Annotated in this window: 17 protein-coding genes and 1 other RNA gene; all 18 read right to left on the minus strand. The window is 43.0% G+C overall.

Features of this window, described 5'->3' with window-relative positions; translation table 11 throughout:
- Positions 1–3: 3 nt before the first annotated feature.
- Positions 4–966 carry a D-alanine--D-alanine ligase gene (locus MED121_RS08020; RefSeq protein WP_009833154.1) on the minus strand — a complete coding sequence of 321 codons (963 nt, stop codon included), beginning with the start codon at positions 964–966 and terminating at the stop codon, positions 4–6.
- Complete coding sequence (gene murC, locus MED121_RS08025; protein ID WP_009833155.1) at positions 963–2,399, minus strand: UDP-N-acetylmuramate--L-alanine ligase; 1,437 nt, start codon at positions 2,397–2,399, stop codon at positions 963–965. Before murC ends, MED121_RS08020 begins: the two co-directional genes overlap by 4 nt.
- A complete protein-coding gene (gene murG / locus MED121_RS08030) occupies positions 2,392–3,465 on the minus strand; it encodes an undecaprenyldiphospho-muramoylpentapeptide beta-N-acetylglucosaminyltransferase (RefSeq protein WP_009833156.1) in 1,074 nt (357 codons plus the stop codon). Before murG ends, murC begins: the two co-directional genes overlap by 8 nt.
- Positions 3,458–4,666: a putative lipid II flippase FtsW gene (ftsW, locus tag MED121_RS08035; protein ID WP_009833157.1), complete on the minus strand. Its 1,209-nt coding sequence runs from the start codon at positions 4,664–4,666 to the stop codon at positions 3,458–3,460. Before ftsW ends, murG begins: the two co-directional genes overlap by 8 nt.
- Positions 4,663–6,006 (minus strand): UDP-N-acetylmuramoyl-L-alanine--D-glutamate ligase, encoded by a 1,344-nt coding sequence (gene murD, locus MED121_RS08040; protein WP_009833158.1) that lies wholly within the window; start codon positions 6,004–6,006, stop codon positions 4,663–4,665. Before murD ends, ftsW begins: the two co-directional genes overlap by 4 nt.
- Positions 6,007–6,016: 10 nt before the next feature.
- Positions 6,017–7,099 carry a phospho-N-acetylmuramoyl-pentapeptide-transferase gene (gene mraY / locus MED121_RS08045; protein ID WP_009833159.1) on the minus strand — a complete coding sequence of 361 codons (1,083 nt, stop codon included), beginning with the start codon at positions 7,097–7,099 and terminating at the stop codon, positions 6,017–6,019.
- Positions 7,100–7,113: 14 nt separating this feature from the next.
- Positions 7,114–8,463 (minus strand): UDP-N-acetylmuramoyl-tripeptide--D-alanyl-D-alanine ligase, encoded by a 1,350-nt coding sequence (gene murF, locus MED121_RS08050; RefSeq protein WP_009833160.1) that lies wholly within the window; start codon positions 8,461–8,463, stop codon positions 7,114–7,116.
- Complete coding sequence (locus tag MED121_RS08055) at positions 8,448–9,947, minus strand: UDP-N-acetylmuramoyl-L-alanyl-D-glutamate--2,6-diaminopimelate ligase (protein ID WP_009833161.1); 1,500 nt, start codon at positions 9,945–9,947, stop codon at positions 8,448–8,450. The genes murF and MED121_RS08055 overlap by 16 nt, the downstream gene beginning before the upstream one ends.
- The gene (locus MED121_RS08060; protein WP_009833162.1) at positions 9,947–11,701 is read right to left on the minus strand and encodes a penicillin-binding protein 2; all 1,755 of its coding nucleotides are present in this window, start codon (positions 11,699–11,701) and stop codon (positions 9,947–9,949) included. The genes MED121_RS08055 and MED121_RS08060 overlap by 1 nt, the downstream gene beginning before the upstream one ends.
- Positions 11,698–11,973 carry a cell division protein FtsL gene (gene ftsL, locus MED121_RS08065; RefSeq protein ID WP_009833163.1) on the minus strand — a complete coding sequence of 92 codons (276 nt, stop codon included), beginning with the start codon at positions 11,971–11,973 and terminating at the stop codon, positions 11,698–11,700. The genes MED121_RS08060 and ftsL overlap by 4 nt, the downstream gene beginning before the upstream one ends.
- Positions 11,966–12,907, minus strand: coding sequence for a 16S rRNA (cytosine(1402)-N(4))-methyltransferase RsmH (gene rsmH, locus MED121_RS08070; RefSeq protein WP_009833164.1), 942 nt, complete (start codon positions 12,905–12,907; stop codon positions 11,966–11,968). The genes ftsL and rsmH overlap by 8 nt, the downstream gene beginning before the upstream one ends.
- Positions 12,904–13,359 carry a division/cell wall cluster transcriptional repressor MraZ gene (gene mraZ, locus MED121_RS08075; protein ID WP_036180014.1) on the minus strand — a complete coding sequence of 152 codons (456 nt, stop codon included), beginning with the start codon at positions 13,357–13,359 and terminating at the stop codon, positions 12,904–12,906. The genes rsmH and mraZ overlap by 4 nt, the downstream gene beginning before the upstream one ends.
- Positions 13,360–13,584: 225 nt before the next feature.
- Positions 13,585–13,938: RNase P RNA component class A (rnpB, locus tag MED121_RS23720), an RNA gene on the minus strand.
- Between the two features lie 125 nt (positions 13,939–14,063).
- Entirely contained in the window at positions 14,064–15,386 is a 1,323-nt protein-coding gene (locus MED121_RS08080) for an ATP-binding protein (RefSeq protein WP_009833166.1), read from the minus strand.
- Between the two features lie 5 nt (positions 15,387–15,391).
- Positions 15,392–16,090, minus strand: a complete 699-nt coding sequence (locus MED121_RS08085) for a response regulator transcription factor (RefSeq protein WP_009833167.1) — start codon at positions 16,088–16,090, stop codon at positions 15,392–15,394.
- A gap of 193 nt (positions 16,091–16,283) precedes the next feature.
- Positions 16,284–17,582 (minus strand): adenylosuccinate synthase, encoded by a 1,299-nt coding sequence (locus MED121_RS08090; RefSeq protein WP_009833168.1) that lies wholly within the window; start codon positions 17,580–17,582, stop codon positions 16,284–16,286.
- 37 nt (positions 17,583–17,619) lie between these two features.
- On the minus strand, positions 17,620–18,792 hold the full coding sequence (locus MED121_RS08095; protein ID WP_242603193.1) for an ATP phosphoribosyltransferase regulatory subunit: 1,173 nt from the start codon (positions 18,790–18,792) through the stop codon (positions 17,620–17,622).
- A gap of 14 nt (positions 18,793–18,806) precedes the next feature.
- A complete protein-coding gene (locus MED121_RS08100) occupies positions 18,807–19,004 on the minus strand; it encodes a DUF2065 domain-containing protein (protein WP_009833170.1) in 198 nt (65 codons plus the stop codon).
- Positions 19,005–19,051: the final 47 nt, after the last annotated feature.

A 19,051-nucleotide genomic window follows, 5' to 3' on the forward strand; every position in this document is an offset into this window, starting at 1 on the left:
GGATCATCTCTTCTCGTCTTGTAATGATTGCGCCCAAGCCGCTTGCGCTATTTTCTCCACTAACGCTGAGTAAGAAATATCCACATAAGCAGCCGACATTGGCACCAAACTGTGAGACGTCATCCCTGGCGAAGTATTCACTTCCAACACCCAAAAAACACCCGCTTGATCTTGCATGACATCCACTCGCCCCCAACCGGAACACCCTAAAGACTGATAAGCATCCAATGCGATTTTTTGCACATATAACTCATCATCTTCTAACAAACCCGAAGGCAATAAGTACTGGGTATCATTAGCAATGTATTTAGCATCATAATCATACAATTCATGCTCATCAGACGCCTTTAGACCGATCACAGGATAGGCAACATCATCAATAATGGTGACCGTAAACTCAGGCCCTGCGATAAACTGCTCAACCAAGACATCAGAATCATATTCTCTAGCCTTAGCTAAGGCTGATTCTAATTGCGTTCTATCATTTGCTTTATTAATGCCAATCGTAGAGCCTTCTCGCGATGGCTTTACAATAACCGGATAAGCTAATTCATCTTCAATCGCATCTATATCTGAAGCATCGGGTGCTCTAAAAGCTAAGTAAGTCGGGGTTGGCACGCCAATACCTTGCCAGTACTTTTTGGATAACACTTTATCCATAGCAAAACCACACGCAAGAGGAGAACTGCCGGTATAAGGCTTACCCATTAACTCCAGCAATGCCTGAATTCGACCATCTTCTCCCTCACCACCATGCAAGGCGATAAAAGCCAAATCAAAATCAGCTGATTGCAATTGCTCAACAGGGTTCAAAGATAAGTCCTGTCCATATAAATCCAAACCAGTGGCCTGATAACCACTCTCCTGCAATGCTGCTAACACCAAGCCACCACTTTGCAGAGAGACTTCCCTTTCTGCACAACGACCACCATATATCACAAGGATCTTTGCAGCTTTTAAGCTCATTCAGCCAACCCCTTTAAACCATGTAGAGAAAGAGATTTAGAAATCAAGCCGATATCACCAGCACCTTGTGTAATCATAAGGTCACCATCACGTAACACATTCGCTAAAATCGAAGACAAGTCCTCATCCTTACCAACGTGAATCGGATCTACAGCACCACGCTGCCTAATACTGGCACACAGAGCTCGGCTATCAGCTCCATTCACAGGCGCTTCTCCTGCGGCATATACATCCAACAACAAGAGCACATCAACCTTAGATAGCACTTTAACGAAGTCTTCATATAAGTCACGGGTACGTGAGAATCTATGGGGCTGATAAATCATCACCAAACGTTTATCCGGCCAACCATCTCGAATTGCATCTATGGTCACCTCAACCTCACGAGGATGGTGCCCATAATCATCGATAAACATGACTTCACCAGATTTAGGCAAGGCCAACGGAGACTGCTCTTGAAAACGTCTACCAACCCCTTCAAACCCCATTAAACCGGCTTGAATCGCAACAGCTTCAACCCCTAAATCAGTTGCTACAGCAATGGTTGCCAAAGCATTTAGCACATTATGCTTACCCGGCATAGGCAGGCGAATACGAATAGGCTCTAAATTAGGTCGATGAGCAACAAACTCACAATAACGGCCAGTTTGCACTAGATCTGTTGCATAAAAATCAGCCTCATGCTCAATACCATAAGTCAAAATAGGGCGACTAACCTGAGGCAAAATCTCCCTGACATTTTCATCATCAACACATAGCACCGCCATACCGTAAAATGGCAAGTTATGAAGAAACTCAACAAAAGTATGCTTAACCTTCTCAAAATCACCACCATAGGTATCCATATGATCTTCATCAATATTGGTAACAATGGCAGAGTGTGGCTGCAAATGCAGAAACGAAGCATCACTTTCATCTGCTTCAGCCACTAAATACTTACTACTGCCCAATTGAGCATTTGTGCCTGCACTGGTTAATCGACCACCGATAACGAAAGTAGGCGCATCACCTGTTGCCGCCAAGACAGACGCCATTAAACTTGTCGTTGTTGTCTTGCCATGGGTTCCCGCCACCGCAATACCGTGACGATAACGCATAAGCTCAGCCAACATTTCTGCACGGCGCACTATCGGAATTCGATTTTCCTTCCCCCATTTAATTTCTGGGTTTTCAATATTAATTGCCGTTGAAACAACAATGACATGAGCACTCTCAACATTACTAGCATCATGCCCATAAAAGACCTTAATCCCTAAATCCGACAGTCGTTTAGTCGTGACAGACTCATTTAAGTCAGAGCCAGATACCGTATAGCCTTGGTTATGTAATACCTCTGCGATACCACACATCCCCACGCCACCAATACCGATAAAGTGAATATTTTGAATACGACGCATCGTTGGTAATACTTGTTGTCCTTGCTCTCTAATCATGTTTAATCAACCTTTTACATTCAGCCACGACATTTTGCGTGGCATTTGGATAAGCAACACGCTTTGCTGCTGCCCCCATCTTATTTAGCAAACCTTCATCACTTACAAATTCCTCAAGAACCTGAGTTAATGAAGATAAATTCAATTCATCCTGCGCCATTAATTTAGCTGCACCAACCATCACTAGGCTTTTTGCATTTTTTGTCTGATGATCATCAATAGCATAGGGGAATGGCACTAATATCGAAGGCAAACCTGCTATCGCAAGTTCACTGATTGTCATGGCACCAGCACGGCAAAGCACAACATCCGCCCAATAATAGGCATCATTCATATTTTCAATATAAGCATCTACACGCGCTTCAACTTGGGCATCCTCATACAAAGCTGCTACAGAATCGATATTGCGCTTACCTGTTTGATGCCAAACATCGAGCCTGACATCGCCACCCCACTGGGATAAAACTTGCGGCATTAAAGTATTAATAGCTTGCGCACCTAAGCTCCCTCCGACAACAAGGAGCTTTAAGGGACGACCTTGACGATAACCTTCAGGCTTTGACTTAAGTTCAAGTATATCAGCACGCACCGGATTACCGACGGTTTGCCCCTTTGGTAACGCGCCGGCAAAAGCCTGTAGAATTTTTGTGGCTATTTTTGACAGTAATTTATTGGTTGTGCCTGCAATCGCATTTTGCTCATGCACCACCAGAGGAATAGAGCAAAGTCTTGCAGCAACACCACCAGGGCCTGCAACAAAGCCCCCCATACCCAAAACAACATGGGGGCGGAATCGCCTAACTAAAGCGATAGATTGACCTATGGCATACAAAACGCGCAAAGGTGCCAGCAATAAACCTTTTATCCCATTCCCTCGAACACCTTTAATGGCAATGGCATCAATTTCAATATTATGCTGAGGGACTAAATCTAACTCCATCCCACCTTTTGAACCTAGCCATCTAACTTCATAACCTTGAGACGCAAGAAGCTCTGCACACGCTAACGCAGGATAGATGTGCCCTCCTGTTCCGCCTGCCATAATTAATACACGTTTTTTATTCATTAATAACCTTGTTCGAATCTTTTATATTTTTCGACCTTTTCTCATTCACACCTTCAATGTCGAGTCGGTTATTTTCAATATTTACCCGCGCCACAATAAACAGGCTACACAAGGTAATAATCAAACTACTCCCGCCATAACTAATCAAAGGCAGTGTTAATCCCTTAGTAGGCAAAAAACCAGTATTTACCCCAACATTAATTACCACTTGCGCTACGATCAAAATAGAAAAACCATAACACATATAACCAGCAAAAGGCCGTGATAAACTCAAAGCTTTATTACCAATTCTAAAAATTCGACTAACAAGCACTGCGAATAACAAAATTAAAACTATGCCACCCAACATGCCTGTTTCTTCCACCCAAATTGAAAACACAAAATCCGTATGTGCTTCAGGCAAATAAGAAAGTTTTTGAACACTATTACCCAAACCTAAACCAAACCATTCACCTCGTCCGTAAGCAATCAAAGCCTGACTTAACTGATAGCCCTCATTGAACGGATCAGCCCAAGGGTCAATAAAGTTCATTAAACGCTTCATTCGATAACTTTCAGAAACAGCCACAACAGCTAATGCACAGCAGGCAATAAAGAGTACTAAAATGAACTGATAGACCCTAGCCCCACCCAAAAAAAGCATCGCCATCACGGTACCCAACAAAACAACGGACGCACCGAAATCAGGTTCGAGCAATAGCAGCACTAAAAAACAGAAGGTCAAGCCTAAGGGGATAATAAAGCCACTCCACTGCTCTCTCACCTGATCTGCACGTCTCACTAAATAACCAGACATATACACAACCATGCACACTTTGGCGACTTCGGACGCTTGCAAATTAAATACAATCAGGTTAATCCAGCGCTGACTGCCATTAACACTCTTACCTATACCAGGCATGAGCACCAAGAGGAGTAAAAAGAGAGAGAGGAGCATCATGGCGACACCCCAACGCTGAAGCGTATCAGTGGAGATATTCACAACCAACACGCCAACCAAGATAGCAAGAACAAGATAAATAAGTTGACGCGTCATAAAATGATAAGGGTGACCAAATAGGTCATCGGAGACAGAGACAGAGGCACTGGACACCATCACAAAACCCATCACCAAAATAGCAAACAAGGAGCAAATGAAAATAAAATCTATTTCATATAGCTCCTTTAAAGATATTCTATTGATAAATTTATTTGGCGTCATAACGCCCTGACCAAAGAAGTAAAGTATTCCCCTCTTGCCACATAACTTGCAAACTGATCAAAGCTCGCACACGCAGGCGAAAATAGCACAATATCGTCAGCAACGGCTTGCTCAACACACCCAACCATGACCTCATCTAAATCTTGATAATGAGAGAGGTTGTCTACTGCACCCAAGGCACCAATAATAATCTTCGCATCCTCACCAAATACGGAAACAGATTTCACATATTGCTGAATACTTGACAACAAAGGCGAAAAGTCAGCGCCTTTCCCCTTACCACCCAAGATTAAATGAATATTCCTATGTTTAGAGCCCAAACCCTCCAATGCCGCAAGAGTGGCACCAACATTTGTCCCTTTTGAATCATTAATATAAGTCACACCTTGGTGCTCAGCGATAAATTCACAGCGATGAGCCAACCCCGAAAACGTCTTTAAATATTCCGCAATTGCATCACTTTTAAGTTCGACCCCCAACAAATGCAACATAGCAAACGATGCCAAAAAGTTGGCATAGTTATGCTTGCCTTTTAATCTGATATCAGAAGAGTGGTAAAGTCGTTTAACCCCATGACAAAGCCAAAAACCCTCATCCTCAATCAAACCAAATTCATTCAGATCTGCTAACCCTGTTGTAAAAACACCAACCGGGGTGCCAGCAGGCAACAAAGGTGCCGTCAAAATATCCTGCTTATTACAAACAGCAGACTCACAATTTCGATAAACCTTTTGCTTCACCCTCTGATAGTCATATAAAGAGTCATACCTATCCATATGATCTTCACTAACATTAAGAATACACGCCACTTTTGCATTCAAGACTCGGGTGGTTTCTAGCTGAAAACTAGACAACTCAAGCACATAATAGTCCGGTGTGTGCGTTAACAAATCCAATGCAGGTTGACCTAGGTTCCCCCCCACAGCGACATTCTTACCTGAAGCTAGAAGCATATCGGCCACCATGGTTGTCACAGTGCTTTTCGCATTTGACCCTGTGATAGCAACAAGCGGTGCATTGACATGCTCACAGAACAAATCAATATCACCACGCATTTGCACACCTTGCTCTGCCAATGTTTGCAAAACAGGTTCCGCCAGAGCAACACCAGGGCTAACAAAAAGTTCAGTAACAGGCAACTCTAAAAGCTTATCCAAGCTGCCTGTAAAAATACGGTCCTCAGGAACCAGCGCCTTGACTTCATCAAGGCCAGGCGGTGCTTCTCTCGAGTCAACCACATAAAAATCTAATTCTTTAGCTGCCAAGAATTTTGCACAGGACAAGCCCGTAATACCCAGACCCACAACTGCACGAATTTTATCAGACCCTATTAATGACATACGGCTATCCTTATCGAACTTTTAATGTGGCAAAACCGATTAACACAAGACAAACCGTAATAATCCAAAAACGCACAATGACTTTTGGCTCAGCCCAACCTTTAAGCTCAAAATGATGATGTATAGGTGCCATTCTAAAAATTCGACGCTTAGTTAATTTATAGGACCCTACCTGCAAGATGACGGACACCGTCTCCATAACAAAGACGCCCCCCATAATAAAGAGCACGATTTCTTGGCGAACAATCACTGCAATCACACCCAAAGCAGCACCTAGAGCGAGAGAACCAACATCGCCCATAAAGACCTGTGCAGGGTAAGTGTTAAACCATAAGAAACCTAAACCAGCACCGACTAACGCAGCACAAAAAACCACAATTTCACCTGCCCCACCAACATAAGGAATCAGCAGGTATTCTGAAAATCGCACATTACCTGTTAAATAAGCAAACACACCCAGCGCGCCACCCACTAACACGGTTGGCAATATAGCTAGCCCATCCAAACCATCCGTTAAGTTAACCGCATTACTGGTACCCACAATGACAAAGTAAGTTAAGACAATGAAAAAGATCCCCATGGGCAACACAACATCTTTAAAAATAGGCACGATCAACTCAGTTTCAGCCGGTGTTGAGGCGTTCATATAAAGATAAACAGCTGCCAACAAACCAAATAAACTCTGCCAGAAGTATTTCCATTTAGCAGGCAAACCCCGTGGGTTTTTTTCGACAACTTTACGATAGTCATCCACCCAACCAATCGCACCAAAAGCCAACATAACTAACAACACGACCCAAACATATTCGTTACTCAAATCACCCCAGAGCAAAGTACTGACAGCAATAGAGAAAATAATCATGGCGCCACCCATGGTTGGCGTACCCGCTTTACTTAAATGGGACTGAGGCCCATCACTTCGTACAGCCTGCCCTATTTGCAGATTTTGCAGCATTCTTATAACAGGCCCACCAATAATCAGCGCAATAACAAAAGCAGTTAACACACCTAAAATCGCTCTTAAAGAGAGATAGTTAAAGACTGCAAAAAATGTAAATGATTGACTCAAATAGTCAGTTAACAACAATAACATGGGCAGGATTTATCCTAATTTTCTAATACTTTTATAATTTGTTCCATCTGGGCAGAGCGAGACCCTTTTACCAAGATGGCATTCTCTTTTCCGAGTGGTTTAATAAATTCCGCTGCCTGTAAATTATTTTCGCAATACACAGCAACACCACCTCTTTCTTCATAAGCTTTTGCCGCAATCGCCGCAATAGGCCCAACACTGATTAACCCTGTCACACCAGCAAATGCAGCATATTCACCTAACTGCTGATGTATTTTTTCTTCTAGCTCTCCAAGCTCACCCAGCGCGCCTAGCACCAACCATTTTTGCCCTTGTGACTGGCTCATTAAGACATCAATTGCGGCCTCAACTGATTTTGGGCTCGCATTATAACAGTCATTCAAAACAAGGGCTTGGCTATTTAAATATTGAAACTCCAGTCGCTTATCTATCACCAAAGGTCGAGACAAACTTTCACAGGCAGACTCAAACGTCACCCCTAAATTAAGCAGTGCTAATAATACCGCCATGGCATTTGCCACCTGATGCTTACCCGGCACAGCCAAATGCAATACATATTCTTCACCCTGATAACAGAGTATTGATTTTGAAGATTGACTAAAAAGCTCAACCTGTTTTGCAACCAAATCTGCCCCAGAGCCAAAACCAAAGCTAACACAGGCTCTTTTATCCAAGAGCCCTACCCAATAATCAAACCAAGGGTCATCATGGTTAAGAATGGCGACACCCTCTGCGGTCAAACCCGTTAAAAGTGCACCCTTTTCTTTTGCAATCCCTTCAATAGAACCAAAACCCTCATAATGACTACCACTTGCATTGGAGATAATGGCAATATCCGGCGTTGTAATTTGTGCTAACTTAGCTATTTCACCTACAAAACTTGTGCCAGTTTCAATAACTGCCACTTGATGCTCCTTTTTAAGGCCAAGAAGAGTAAGAGGTACACCAATCTGGTTATTGTTATTCTTTTCTGTTTTCAACACCTTAACGCGCTCTGCCAAACATTGGGACAACCATTCCTTGATGGTCGTCTTACCATTACTACCAGTAATAGCAACCAACTTTCCTGAGAATAACTGTCTTAGATAATGCGCTATATCGGCATAAGCTTGCCGCGTATCGTCAACTAACACAAGGGGTCTCACCTGACTATCTTGTTGAGACAACACGGCTAAAGCACCATTTTTCAACGCCGTTTCTAAATAAGCATGACCATCAAAACTGTCACCTTTAATGGCCAGATAGAGCGAGCCCTGTAGGGACAATCTCGTATCAGTTTTAACCGAGTAAACTAGTCTGTCTTCACCTAGCAATGAGCCATTACAAATGCTTGCAATCTCACTTAGTTTTAATTCGACCAACATAGTGTCAACGCCTCCAAAGCAACTTCGGCATCATCAAAATGATGTTTTACACCATCAATATCTTGATAGTTTTCATGCCCTTTACCCGCAATTAATATCACATCATCAGATTGAGCCTTCGCAATCACATCAAAAATAGCCGCTCGTCTATCGGGTAAAATATGTAGACTACCTTGCTCAACCAAGGCGTCTTTATTTTCAAGCATTATCAAAGCGTCATCCAGAATTTGAGCAACAGATTCAGTTCTTGGATTATCCGATGTTAAGCAAGCAATATCTGAGTAAGCTAAAGCGGCTTCAGTCATTAAGGGCCTTTTCCCCCTATCTCTATCACCACCACAACCATAAATACAGGTTAAGCGACCCTTGTTATGCAACCTTAACGCTTTTAATGCCACCTCAATCGCACTGGGTGTATGAGCATAATCAATGACCACTAAAGGGGCAGATTGCAAATTAACCATTTGCATTCTGCCAGGCGCCCCTGACAGTAAAGACAATGCCGAAATTAATTGCGCTTTATCCTCCACTTGATCCCAGTGAGCTGCCAAAGCGGCTATGGCGTTTGCCACATTAAACTCACCAAGCAAAGGCAAAGAGACAGAGTAAGACTTACCTAAAACCTTCAGATCAAATTCAACACGGTCAGTAAGATAATTTAGATTAGAGGCAAAAAAGTCAGCATTCTCATGCTGTAAGCTATAGCTATAAACAGGACAAGCAGCAGCATCGAGCATGATGTCTGAATACTCATCATCAATACATATCACAGCGCGTTTTAATTGCGGAAAACGGAACAACTTTGCCTTTGCCTCTGCATAGGCAGCCATAGAACCATGATAATCCAAATGATCACGGCTTAAGTTAGAGTATATTGCCGTTTCAATAGGTAGGCCTTCAATTCTACCTTGATCCAAAGCGTGAGATGAGGCCTCAAAGGTCATATGCTCAACCCCCTGAGAAGCAAACGTTATTGCCAAGGTGTGCATAGATAAAAGGTCTGGCGTAGTTTGCTCTGAAGGTTTTAAATCATCCAGTAAGCCGACACCAAAAGTACCCACAATAGCCGATGATAAATTTATCGCCTTGGCAATTTGAGCACTATAATAACTGATTGACGACTTACCATTTGTACCCGTTACGGCACAAATTGATGATGGATAAGGCAAAGCAAATTTAGTGATAAAAGCCGTCATACTCATTAGCGTATCTGGCACCCTAATGACAGCTAAATCGAGCGTTTCATCAAGTTTAACAACTTCAGGCACGACGACAACACGACAACCTTGAGCAGCAATGGAAGCGAGGTAATCCCAGCCATTTGAACTCACCCCAGGCAAGGCAAAGAAAAGTGTGGATTTGGACAGATTACGACTGTCTGTTGCTAGATACTCAAACTCATCAAATGAAGACAGTTGGCCCGTCTTTAAACCAAAAAAAGCCTCAACCAGGTGAGACTTTATTGGTGTGGAAAAAATAGACACTATTTTAGCACCACTCTATAAGGAACTTTTTTACCGAGCCGAACCTCTCTCAAACCTTCTGGCAGATCCGGCGACACATTTAAAATCGTCATAGCACCATCCATTACGCGGGAGAATACTGGGGCAGACACTTCACTACCATAATATTCTCGACCTTTAGGATCATTTACCATAACAACCATGGCTAACCTTGGATTGGTCGCAGGCGCAACACCAGCGAATAAAGATATGTACTGATCATACTCATATCCCTTGGTCCCCACCTTGTGTACCGTACCTGTTTTACCAGCAACCACATAACCCGGCACTTTTGCCGCCTTTGCAGACTTATCCACGACAGAGCGCATCATTTTCAATACATCTTTCGCCACGCCAGAAGGAATCACCTGCTCACCTTCGGGCATCACATCTTGCTTAAACATGGTAACAGGGACTTTATACCCCCTATTTCCTAATGTGGCATAAGCATGGGCAAGCTGAAGCGTAGAAACAGACAAACCATAACCATAAGACAGAGTTGCGATCTCTGCAGGATGCCACTTTGGATGGGTCGGTAAAGAGCCAGATGACTCACCCGGAAAACCAATATCTACCGGCGAGCCTATCCCCAGTTGATAATATAAATTCCAAACGGCATCTTGTGGCAAAGATAATGCGATTTTAGAGGTGGCCACATTACTCGACTTCACCAACAAGGTTTCTAGATCTATTTTACCGTAATTACCTAAATCTCGAATCGTTTGACGACCAAAGCGAATATAGCCAGGCGATGTATCAATTTTAGATTCAGTGGTATATTGCCCACTTCCCAATGCCGCACTTAATGTAAATGGCTTCATGGTTGACCCTGGCTCAAATAAATCTATGACGGCACGATTCCGCATCTCATCATAATTTAATTTTGATCTGTCATTAGGGTTATAAGAAGGCTGATTTACCATGGCTAAAACTTCACCTGTTTTAACATCTAAAATGACGGCAGACGCTGATGTCGCTCTGTGTTCAGTCACCGCCGCTTTTAATTCTCTATAAGCCAGATATTGCAATCTAAGATCAAGACTCAGCTCAATATTTTGACCAGGTTCGGCATGGGTTTCTTGCCCAATTTGACGAATAATATTCCCTGTCAAATCTTTTACATACTGTCTTTTTCCAGGCTCACCTTCCAGCGCTTTCTCGTAAGATAGCTCCAACCCTTCTTGGCCCTGATCATCAATACCAGTAAAGCCAACGACATGAGAGGCAACCTCACCTGCCGGGTAAAAACGCTTATACTCTTTGGTACGACTCACTCCCACCACTTTTGCCTGCATGATATCTTCAGCAATATGAGGAGGAATTTGCCTCTTTAAATACATAAACGAGCTATTACGCTTTTGCTCAAAACGTTTCGTTAACGAAGCACGTCCCTCGCCCAAGACTTTTGCGAGGCGAGCAATTTCAGCTTTAGGCCCAGTCCCTTTCTCTTCATCAACAGGCATTGCCCACAAACGCTTAGGGTTAGCAACAAGCGTCCAAGTTGGTGTACTGACCGCCAAGGGTTCTCCACGACGGTCTAAAATCATGCCTCGAGTGGCAGGAATTATCTCTGTTCTTACCGCTCTAATTTCACCTTGGTTTTGCAGGAAATCTTTTTCAACCACTGTCAAATAAAACAAACGGCCAGCGATGACACCGAATAGCATAATGGCTATAGCGTACACAAAATAAAAACGCCACTGAGCGGGCTTTAAAAACTGATTCAACACACTCATGGTTTCACAATAACCATCTCAGTTGCATCCGGGGCATGCATATTTAGTTCCTTCACTGCGGCCTGCTCTAATCGACTGGGTTGAGTAAGGGCGCTTTGCTCTAACAAAAGCTGCCCCCACACCACTTCATAATTCACTTCATCACGCTTAAGTGACTGTAAATATGAGAATTCTTTTCTAAATTGATACACTTGAACCACTAATCCCACAGCAATAACGCCAACCAATAAAAGCCAGAACAAGATTACTAAAGGAGAAATAGATCTAGTCACTTACACGCTCTAAAACACGCATTACAGCACTACGAGAACGAACATTATCGTCAACTTCTTGCTTTGATGGCTTAATCGCTTTACCTATGGTTTTGAACTTGATCGATAATTCAGTATTACGAATGGGTAAATGTCTTGGTAAATCTGGCCCTTTAGACATGGTTTTCATAAACCGCTTAACAATACGGTCTTCTAAAGAATGAAAGCTAATGACCACAAGACGACCGCCGACTTTCAATGCATTAGCCGCAGATTCAAGTCCAGTTTCAAGGTCACCTAATTCATTGTTAATAAAAATGCGAATCCCCTGAAAAGCACGTGTCGCTGGGTTTTTGCCTTTTTCCCAAGCCGGATTCGCATCCTTCACGATATTAGCCAGCTGTAACGTTGTTAAAATCTCTGTATGAGCACGATACTCACAAATCGCTTTTGCAATACGACGAGAAAAACGCTCTTCACCATACTGATACATCACATCAGCAATTTCTTTCTCTTTGGCTTGAGCAATCCACTGAGCAGCACTTAGACCAACACCAGGATTCATTCGCATATCTAGCGGGCCATCATTCATAAAACTAAAACCACGCTCGGCGTCATCTAGCTGCGGAGAGGACACACCAAGGTCCATCAAAACACCATCTAGCTTGCCACTTTCATCAAGATGGCTGGCAATATACTGATCCATAGAAGCAAAAGAGTCCTGCACGATTTGAAAGCGTGCATCTTCCCCTTCTAAAGCCTTTCCATACTCAATGGCGACAGGGTCTTTATCAAAGCCCAATAGCTTGCCATTTTCTAACTTTTGCAACACTAGACGAGAGTGCCCGCCACGGCCAAATGTGCCATCAATGTAATTACCATTTGGATCAGTAATTAAATCCTCTACTGATTCGTTAAGCATCACACTGATATGTACAGGGATAGACTCTGTCATAATGATATATCCGTTAAATTCTCTAATGTCATAGGCTCTTGCTCATCAAGCGCCAAATATTCATCTCTTTGGGCCTCCCACTCGGTCTGGCTCCAAATTTCAATTTTCTTACCTTGCCCTAAAAGCGCCGCTTTTTTATCTAAATGAGCAAAGTCTCTCAAAGGCGCAGGCAATAAAATTCGCCCCGCCTTATCTATTTCTAAATCTGTTGCATGTCCGACCAGCAGACGCTGCAGCCTTCTTGCCTGAGGCTGAAAACTTGGCAGCTTATCTAGCTTTGCCTGTATCAGCTCCCATTCAGGCAATGGGTACATGAGCAAACATCGAGCAGAGGGATCAATAGTTACCACCACACTCGGCTCTTCATATTGCAGCAACTCATCACGCAGGCGTGTAGGTAGAGACATTCTCCCCTTCGCATCTACACTGACTTGATGAATCCCACGAAACACACCCATACCCACTTATCGACACTATTACCCACAATTTAACACTTTTTAAAAAATAAATATGATTTATTGTGTATAAATTACAAAAAAAGCGACAAAAAAGTCTCTTCACACGCAAAAAGCGGCAAAAGTAGGCCTCAGAAATAAAAATGAACAACAAAAGTGTACAAATGGTGTTTTGATAATTGGATAACACAAGAAAAAGAGATTTAGAAATGAGAAAGGAAAATTGCAAGTTGGTCGATAAGCCGGGTTCTGTCGTGGACAGTCATTCCTCTCGAACATGTATCGCTACATGCCTCTAGCGACCTACCCGAATCCAGCGCGGGTCACGCCAATGGATTCCTATTTGGTCTTGCTTCAGGTGGGGTTTACCTTGCCACATACTGTTACCAGATGCGCGGTGCGCTCTTACCGCACCATTTCAACCTTACCGGCAGTAAACTGCTTAGGCGGTATTTTTTCTGCTGCACTTTCCGTAGACTCGCGCCCCCCAGGCGTTACCTGGCACCTTACCCTGCGAAGCCCGGACTTTCCTCCATAACACTGAAACAGCATTACAGCGACTGCCTGACCAACTTGCGACGCGCATAATACTGACAGGAATAGAAAATAACAAGGAAAACATGCTCATCTAAATGAAATTTACACCACAAAAATATTAATCATTAAAATTTAAGCATTTCAAAACGAAATGAGATTAAAAACTAATCAATTGGCAAACTTAAGCACACCTCAAGGCCACCCAACTCATGATTTCTAGCACTAATATCACCATGATGCGCCGCCAAAATACGCTGAGCAATGGTTAAGCCCACACCAAATCCGCCACTGTTCGCCTCTCGCGCTTCTGAAGAGCGATAAAATGGATGAAAGATCTTCTCAAGTTTAACCTCATCAACACCAACACCCGTATCTCGAACCAGAATAATGGCATTTGAACCTCGCTCCGAAATAGACACAGTCACAATTGAACCTTCACCTGAATAAAAGCAGGCATTACGCAACACATTTTCCAATGCATGCCTAAGCTGCACAGGATCAATCAGTAACTTACAAGACAGGGATCCTGTTTGCACAATCTCAATATTCTTCAACTGAGATTCAAATACGACATCATCCACAATCGAAGATATCCACGCAGCAACATCAACCTCCTGCTTCACTAACGCTTCTTCTTCAAGCCGACTAAGCAGCAGCACATTACCGATCAAGGCATCAAGCTCATGCAGCTCATTTCGTATTCGATCTAAATAATTAAATTGGGATGCATCTCCATGCCTATCCTCAGCGAGCACTAACGCCACTTCAATACGAGCCAAAGGCGTTCTTAGCTCATGGGACACATCTCGCATCAGGCGCTCTTTCGACATCAGCACCCCTTCCACTCGAGACGCCATTTCATTGAATTCCAGAGCCAGCTTACCAATAGCGTCAGATCTTTCTGCTAATTTATAATCCAGTCTCGCATCCATATTTCCCTGACCAAAGGCGCGAGCCATTTTTTGCAAACTGACTAACGGGCCCAACAACCAATACGCCAATACTGCACTGGAAAATAGAAGACCAAATAAGGACATAACCATTAGAATATTTGCATTAGGAGGTCGCATATCTTCATTAGGCCTAAAGATAAGCATATAACCACGGTCAGACTCACTACGAATTTGCGCAAACTGACTACGATGAAAGTCAGAGGCGGGATAAGATGATAACTCACCCATATCATCTTCCATCAACTCATCCATCCCAAAGTCTTTAGGCAAAGGTAACAATAAAGCTCGTCCATTCTCTTCATACAAAAACAAACGACCATTCAACTTTTGCTCCTGCATTTCAGCTGAACGCCTCAATAAGCGCATACCTGACGATTCATACTGAGAGACCAACAGCTCCCCCGTATCACTTAACTCCTGATGAGACAAATCGCCACGCTTTTGAGTTAACTTGATAATGCCGGCCCCTAAGGTCACCACTAACAAGTTTGAAAGCAAAATCACCAAAAATACTTTTAGAAAAGTACTGCGCATTTCGCTTACTTACGCATTTCTTGATCAACAAAAATATAGCCAACACCGCGCACGGTTTTAATTCTCGGCTCACCATTGATTAAGGTGCCCACTTTTTTGCGCAAATTACTAATGTGCATATCTAAACTACGATCATACATAGTTAACTTCCTACCCAAAGCCTTTTCGGATAACTCTTGCTTAGTCAACACTTGACCTGGCAAGCTCAACATACACTCAAGCAAAGTATACTCAGAGGTTGTTAATTCAATTAGCTCCCCCTCTAAATAAACGCTTCTATCTTTTCTTTGCAGCAGCAAATTACCAGACACTAAATCGGTGGCCAAATCTTCTTCTTTATCATTGGCAGCTCGACGCAAAATTGCTTTGATTCTTGCCAACAATTCTCTTGGGTTAAAAGGTTTTGACAAATAATCATCAGCCCCCATTTCTAGCCCTAAAATACGATCTATATCATCCCCTTTCGCAGTCAGCATAATGACTGGTACTTTGGATTTGGCACGGATCAACTTAAGCGTCTCAAAGCCATCTAACTCTGGCATCATGACATCTAAAATAACTAAATCTGGAGATTGTTTAACCAGTAAATCTAAGGCTTCAACTCCATTCCACGCATGCAACACCTCATAACCTTCCCCTGAAAAGTACTCTTTAATTAGGTCCGAAAGACGCGCATCATCATCCGCCAATAGAAGCTTAACCATTTACCACCCCACAATTTACTCAAACATTTAACGCTGCCATTTACAGCTTATTAACAGTGACAAAATTTTACCTCACCAGTTGCATAATACCTGTGGCATTTTCAATTTATTTACAATCCAACCCAATAAATTTTAGGCAATAAAAAAGCCGACAAGTCGGCTTTTTTATCATTAAGCTTAACTTAAGTTTAAGTTAAGCTTTGAATGGGTCACGTAAAACTATTGTTTCTTTACGATCAGGACCAGTTGAAATGATATCAATTGGCACACCCACCTGCTCTTCAACAAAGCGAATATAAGCTTGAGCATTAGCTGGTAACGAATCAAAGTCAGGCGCACCTACCGTTGACTCAGACCAACCCGGTAACTCAACATAAACAGGTTTAGCCTTTTCATAACCTTCGCTATCAACCAAGGAGCCTGCAACCGCTTGCCCATTTTCATCAGCATAGGAAACACACACCTTGATAGTTTCAGATCCATCCAAGACATCAAGTTTTGTTAAGCAAATACCAGACACTGAGTTAATTTGCACCGCATGACGCAAAGCAACTGCATCGAACCAACCGCAACGACGCGCACGACCTGTTGTTGCACCGAACTCATGACCACGCTCAGCTAATCTTGCACCATCATCACAGAAAAGCTCTGTCGGGAAAGGACCTGAACCAACACGTGTCGTATAGGCTTTAGTAATCCCCAGGACATAATCCAAATACAAAGGACCAAAACCAGTACCAGCAGGCGCACCGCCAGCAGTCGTATTAGAAGACGTCACGTAAGGATAGGTACCATGATCGATATCAAGCAGGGAACCTTGCGCACCTTCAAACATGATATTCGCACCTGAACGGCGTAAATCATGCAGCAAAGAAATGGTATCAGCGACCATTGGACGTAAGAATTCAGCCATTTTCAGACCTTCTTCATAAACCTCATCAAATGAGATCTCGTCAGCTTTGTAATAGTTAACTAAAACAAAGTTATAGTAATCTAGAACCTCTTTTAGCTTCTCAGCAAAACGCTCGCTATCTAGCAAGTCAGCTACACGAATAGCACGACGTGCGACCTTATCTTCATAAGCCGGCCCAATACCACGACCTGTAGTACCAATTTTCTTAGCACCTTTAGCCACTTCACGGGCTTGGTCCATAGCAATATGGTAAGACAAAATGAGAGGGCAAGCTTCACTGATCTTTAAACGCTCAACCGCTGGAATAGATTGCTCTTCCAACTCTTTCACTTCTTTCAACAATGCTGCTGGTGACAAAACTACGCCGTTACCAATCACACACTGAACACCATCACGCAAAATGCCCGATGGAATCAAATGAAGTACGGTTTTCTTTCCGTCGATAACTAGGGTATGACCCGCATTATGTCCACCTTGAAAGCGAACAACCGCTGCCACATCTTCAGTAAGTAGGTCTACAACCTTCCCTTTACCTTCATCACCCCATTGGGTGCCTAGAATTACTACGTTTTTACCCATAATTTCAGGTCTCATATAGATAGTTCAACAAAAAGTGTTATTTAGTCGCAGCCACTAGCTGCCATTCACCCTGGATTTGAGCCAAGGTATAATCATAATCGACCTGGCTATCCAATTCGGTTAGCTGCTCAACTACTTGATAATTTTGCGCACGTAAAGCTTGTATTGCCTGCCATAAAGACACATCTGTCGCCACTGGCACCAAGACTCTTTTCGCTTTTTCAACCTTGATATCCGCAAGCGACACCAAGGTTTTTAAATCTGTACTAAAACCCGTCGCTGGACGCGAACGACCAAAGACTTCGCCTATATTGTTATAGCGACCACCTCTGGCAATTGCATTACCAAAACCTGGCACATAGGCTGCAAAAACCAACCCTGTATGATAGCTATAAGATACCAAGTCACTTAAATCAAAATGTAATCCCACATTAGGAAAACGTGCCTGCACCTGTGTTTTTATAGCAACAAGACTTGCAAGGGCATCTTCAATTTTTTTGCCTGCACCTGCAAAAATCGCCTGAGCTTCGGCTAATACTTTTTCGCCACCACAAAGCCTAGGCAAGGCAATCAACCAGGCCTTTTGCTGTTCAGAAATAGACAATGAGCTAACAAATGACTCCAACTCAGGCAATGCCTTAGAGCGATAAAAGTCAGCGAGCGTTTCTTTGTCACCCTCATTAATTGAGCTGGCTTCGATCACGCCACGCACAATATCAACATGCCCCAAATCTAAAACAGGGGATTTAATGCCAGCAACCTCAAGCGTTTCCAGCATTAAAGATAAAATTTCTATATCACTCTCAACGCCACCATGCCCATACAACTCAGCCCCCATTTGAATTGGGCTGCGGCTTCCATCAAGACCTGCCGGAATAGTTCTAAGCACACTACCACAGTAACTTAAGCGCTGAACGCCCTGCTCTTTAATACAGCGAGCATCAATACGTGCAACTTGTGATGTAAAGTCAGCGCGTATACCCATTAATCGACCAGACAATTGATCAATCACTTTAAAGGTTTCCAGCTCCAAATCTGAGCCAGCACCTGTTAATAATGAGTCAAGGTATTCAAGTAAAGGAGGGATTACTAAGTCATATCCCCAACGACCATGAAGATTAAGTAGCACTCTTCTAAGCTGTTCAATTTTCTCAGCCTGTTCTGGAAGAGCCTCATCAACTCCCTCAGGAAGCAACCAACGGTCTGTCATTAACATAATTCCTCTTAGCTACGGATAAAATAAAGCATCACTAAACCAAGAAACATACTAACAGCACCCAAAATACGTAGATTCAAATCTGAACTAGCGATTGCTTTTGCCATTATTTCTCGCCACACATTTGGTGCTAAAAAAGGTAACACACCTTCAGCGATCAATAACAAACTGGCTCCTACGAGTAGCGACTGCAACAATTCCTGCATAGATTCTCTTTATTACAACCATTAAAAAACCGGGTCGAGCCCGGTTT

Origin of the sequence: Marinomonas sp. MED121 (genome assembly GCF_000153025.1) — a bacterium.
Classification (GTDB): Bacteria; Pseudomonadota; Gammaproteobacteria; order Pseudomonadales; family Marinomonadaceae; genus Marinomonas.

Coding starts and splice junctions, on each gene's coding strand:
- ftsW (WP_009833157.1), bottom strand. CDS start 4,666: ATGACGCCAAATAAATTTATCAATAGAATATCTTTAAAGGAGCTATAT.
- murF (WP_009833160.1), bottom strand. CDS start 8,463: ATGTTGGTCGAATTAAAACTAAGTGAGATTGCAAGCATTTGTAATGGC.
- MED121_RS08100 (WP_009833170.1), bottom strand. CDS start 19,004: ATGCAGGAATTGTTGCAGTCGCTACTCGTAGGAGCCAGTTTGTTATTG.
- MED121_RS08095 (WP_242603193.1), bottom strand. CDS start 18,792: ATGACAGACCGTTGGTTGCTTCCTGAGGGAGTTGATGAGGCTCTTCCA.
- murC (WP_009833155.1), bottom strand. CDS start 2,399: ATGATTAGAGAGCAAGGACAACAAGTATTACCAACGATGCGTCGTATT.
- mraY (WP_009833159.1), bottom strand. CDS start 7,099: ATGTTATTGTTGTTAACTGACTATTTGAGTCAATCATTTACATTTTTT.
- murG (WP_009833156.1), bottom strand. CDS start 3,465: ATGAATAAAAAACGTGTATTAATTATGGCAGGCGGAACAGGAGGGCAC.
- MED121_RS08060 (WP_009833162.1), bottom strand. CDS start 11,701: ATGAGTGTGTTGAATCAGTTTTTAAAGCCCGCTCAGTGGCGTTTTTAT.
- rsmH (WP_009833164.1), bottom strand. CDS start 12,907: ATGACAGAGTCTATCCCTGTACATATCAGTGTGATGCTTAACGAATCA.
- murD (WP_009833158.1), bottom strand. CDS start 6,006: ATGTCATTAATAGGGTCTGATAAAATTCGTGCAGTTGTGGGTCTGGGT.
- MED121_RS08090 (WP_009833168.1), bottom strand. CDS start 17,582: ATGGGTAAAAACGTAGTAATTCTAGGCACCCAATGGGGTGATGAAGGT.
- MED121_RS08080 (WP_009833166.1), bottom strand. CDS start 15,386: ATGCGCAGTACTTTTCTAAAAGTATTTTTGGTGATTTTGCTTTCAAAC.
- MED121_RS08020 (WP_009833154.1), bottom strand. CDS start 966: ATGAGCTTAAAAGCTGCAAAGATCCTTGTGATATATGGTGGTCGTTGT.
- MED121_RS08085 (WP_009833167.1), bottom strand. CDS start 16,090: ATGGTTAAGCTTCTATTGGCGGATGATGATGCGCGTCTTTCGGACCTA.